This is a genomic window from Roseateles sp. P5_B10 (genome assembly GCF_056400485.1).
Map to the genome: position 1 here is coordinate 1 of NZ_JBFULE010000552.1, position 3,607 is coordinate 3,607.

Consider the following 3,607-nt stretch of genomic DNA (forward strand, 5'->3'; position numbering starts at 1 on the left):
CTGCTGACCTCGATCTGCACCGCGGCGCCGTCCACCGGCAGTACGCGCATCGGCTTGCCCTTGGGCCAGGCCAGCGCGGCGATTGCCGCCAGGCCGGGCAGGCGCTCCACGGCGGCCAGCGCCTCCTCGGCATCGGCCAGCAGCCAGGGCTGGTCGGGCGGCTGCTCGGGGTCGAGAAAGGGCAGGGCTTCGATGACGGCGGCGCGGTGCTGGGTCTCGGCACCCAGGTCACGCTCCGTGGCCAGGCTCAGGCCCTCGTGCAGGCACATCAGTCGCGCGCGGCCCAGGCCCGGCGTGACGGCGGGGCCGAAGTCGCCAAAGGGTTGGGCCACGAGCAGCAGCGACAGGCCCTCGCCCTGTGGCGTGAGGCGGGCATGCAGGCGGCTGTCGCCGGCCACGCGCTGGCCGGCGTCGGCGTCGGAATGGAGCTGGAAATGGCCGGTCAACACCTGCAGCGCAGCGCCGAGTTCGGCCGTGGCATTGGCCGGTACCTTCCAGCCCTGGGCGACCAGCTCAGCCACGCGGCGCTGGGTGGGCGTGATGCGGATCAGCCGCGCCCGGCTCGGCCCCTCGCGCAGCACGCGCTGGGTGTTGCGGCGCTCGCGTTCGGCCTCAGCCTGGGCGCCGTGCAGCATGCCGGCATGCGGCGACTCGGCAGCGACCAGCGGAGGGTGGAGGTGGAACTCGAAGGCGGCATTGGCGTCCTGGCCAACCCGCCGAATCTCCAGCTCCGGCAGCCCCTCGCTGAGCTCCACCCACTGCCCCGGCGCGTCGGCAAACATCAGGTGCGGATGGCCGATCAGTGCGACCAGGGCTTGGCTCACGTCCAGACGCAGATCATGCACACCGGCCCAGGCGTCGCGCTCGATGTGGCGCAGCACCAGGTTGTCGCGGCTGCGCTGGGCGCCTTGCTTCTTGAGCTTGGCCAGCGTCACGGCCTTGAACTTGAGGCCGCCGCGTGCGCCGTGGTTCATCTCCAGCGGCTCCAGCGTGTGCACGCGGCCGGCGTTGTCGAGCTTGAGCTGCCAGGCCAGCTCAGGCTTGGTGGCGCTGCCGGCGGGCTTGCCATCGTCACTGAGGGCGGCGATGGCCGCGAGGGCGTCCTGCCAGGCCTGGCGCGGCTGGCCGAGGAAGTTGGCAACGCGGGCCGGCCCGGTGCCGCCCAGTTCCAGGCGCTGCAGGGCTGCGCTCAGATAGTCGGCCAGCAAGGCTTCTTCTGGGCCGAGGCCGGCGAGCACGGCCTGTGCGAGCTGGGGCGTCCAGCCGGGTGCTGGCTTGCCCAGCCAGGCGGTGAGCAGCAGGCGGTCCACCGGCGCGGCATCGCCCGGCGTGCGGGGCGTGAAGGCGGCTTCCAGAAAACTGTCCTCGCCCAGCCGCACGCCGATGCCGTAGGCCCACAGGCCCCAGGCCTCGTAGGCCGTGGGGCTGCGGCTGCCGGATTCGGCGATGGCGTATTTGCGCGCCTGCGCCCAGGCCTTGGGGTCGTCCTGGGCCAGCAGGCTGAGCAGGTACAGGCGCGCGGTGTCCAGCGACAGCGCGTTGCGACGGCTGCGGCTGGCGGTGTGGATGGCCTTGATGGCGGCCTCGAAGCCGGCGCTGGCCTCGGCCCAGCGGCCATCGACGAGGGCGCGGGTGGCGGCCAGCAGCGTGACGCCCGGGCCGGCCAGGCCGCGCAGATGCTGCTCGGCGCTGTCCAGTTGCAGGGCCAGCATGTCGGCCTCGGCCAGGCGGGCGTGCATGGGAATGCTGAGCGTGCCGGTACCGGCCTGCAGCCAGGTGCGCAGCTCGGCACGCACCGGGTGGCCGGCGGGCAGGACGTCCAGCAACTGGCCCAGCAAGGTATCTCGAAGATCCGGGTCGATCTGCGCCAGCAGCCCGGGGCACCAGGGCTCGATCAGGGCCTGTAGGGCCAGCATCGGCGGGCTCAGTTCCGGCAATCGGGTGGCGAGCAGTTCATGGAATTCGGCGGCGGGCATGCCCGAGAAGATCATCAGCCGCAGCACCGTGCGCATGTCCTCGGGGCTGCGGAAGTTGACCCAGGCGATGGGGTCCTGCCAGTCGCCCCGGCCCGAGCCCAGCAGCCACAGGCGCTGGCGCCAGTAGCGCTCGTGGCCGGGGGCGGCAAGCAAGGTCTGCAGACGCTCGACGTGATCGATCAATGAGACGCGCGTGCCCTTGCCGTACAGCCCCTCGGCACGGCGCTGGGCGACCAGGGCCTGCAGGCCATCGCGCGTGGCGTAGTGGTCGAAGGTCTCGCCGTTGGCGCGCTCGCGGCCGGTCAGCGACAGCCATTGCATGACGGCGTTGATGCTGGCGGTGCCGCCCAGCAGCAGCAGGGCGTCGAGCAAGGTCTGCAGGTCGGCCTCGGGCAGGGCGCCGGGGGTGGCGAGTTGCTCGGTCCGCTGCGCCGCTTTGGCTTCCTGGATCTTGCGCAGCATCTCCTGGGCGGTGACGACCGTGCCATCGGGCAGGTTGAACTTGAGCGAGTTGTCGAGCGGGGGGCGTGCCATGGGTGGAATTAGATCAGCCCCTCATGGGAATCCGGGGTCGGCGGCGCCTGTGTTTCAACGGGTTCGGCAAGCGGCACCCGCCTGTAGCAATTGAAACCATTGCACGCCTGCGGGAAGCGGCATTGATACCGCCGATCCAGACACTGATTTGCATCGCGACACGTCGTCGTGAACCTTTTCAAACCCCACAGGGAGATCACCATGTCTTTGCGTCACATCCTCATCGGCGCGGTCGCGCTGGCCTGCAGCGCCGCGGCTCAGGCGGGCCTCGTCAACTACAGCTTCGTGGCCAAAGGCCTGGACGCGGCGACCGGCGGAACGCTGTCGGGCAGCTTGGTGGTGGACATGGATGCCGTCGACTCGGATGCGGGGCCCACGCGCGGCCTCTATGACAGCGGCGCCAAGATGTCGGGCGGTGTTTCAGGTGGCGTGYAGGACGGCATGGCATACACGAATGAGAGCAAGCGGATCTTCGTCGACGCGGATATGGACAGCTTCTTCAGCTTCATTGACCTAAACGATCCGTGGCCCGTCTTCCAGCTGTTCTTGGAGGGGACAACGGGCGTGGATGCGCTGACGACCGGCGCCATGCCCTACCTGTATCTGGAGGACTTCCAGTCCCGTCATGAAATCCGCTTCCAGATGCCCAACGAGAAGCAGTACCGCTACGAGATCACCGCGTTGACCAGTACGGACGTGCCACCCCGCGATGGCGCGCATGAGCTGCCGCTGCCCGGTACGGCGCCGCTGGTCCTGGCGGCTCTACTGGGCCTCGGCTGGGCCAGGCGCCGGGCCGCCACGCAGCTGCCTTGAGGGGCCAGCTGCCGATGCACGAGCCGTGAGCCGCAGAGGTTGCAGCAGCGGTCGCCCAGCAAAAACGGCCTGCCCCGTGAGGGACAGGCCGCGCAGGCGATGCCTTGGACTCAGCGCTTGGGCTGCGTCAGGCGCGGGCCGTTGTTGTGGCGCGGGGCGCCGCCGGCGTTGCCGCGGGCTGGTTGGGCGCCGGCTGCGCGAGGGGCGTGCTCGGCATGGGGCTTAGGCGCGGTCTTGGCGCCGCCCACGCCGGTGTGGCCGGCGGGCTTGCCGCCACGACCACC

1 protein-coding gene and 1 pseudogene are annotated in these 3,607 nt (G+C 70.5%); one reads left to right on the top strand and one right to left on the bottom strand.

Going from position 1 to position 3,607, the window contains the following annotated elements; genetic code table 11:
* Window positions 1-2,510 (bottom strand): annotated as a pseudogene (locus AC1DU6_RS23670) (hypothetical protein); the annotation flags it as partial.
* 201 nt (window positions 2,511-2,711) lie between these two features.
* Between AC1DU6_RS23670 and AC1DU6_RS23675 the strand changes: the two are divergent.
* Window positions 2,712-3,323 carry a hypothetical protein gene (locus AC1DU6_RS23675; RefSeq protein ID WP_477860033.1) on the top strand — a complete coding sequence of 204 codons (612 nt, stop codon included), beginning with the start codon at window positions 2,712-2,714 and terminating at the stop codon, window positions 3,321-3,323.
* Window positions 3,324-3,607: the final 284 nt, after the last annotated feature.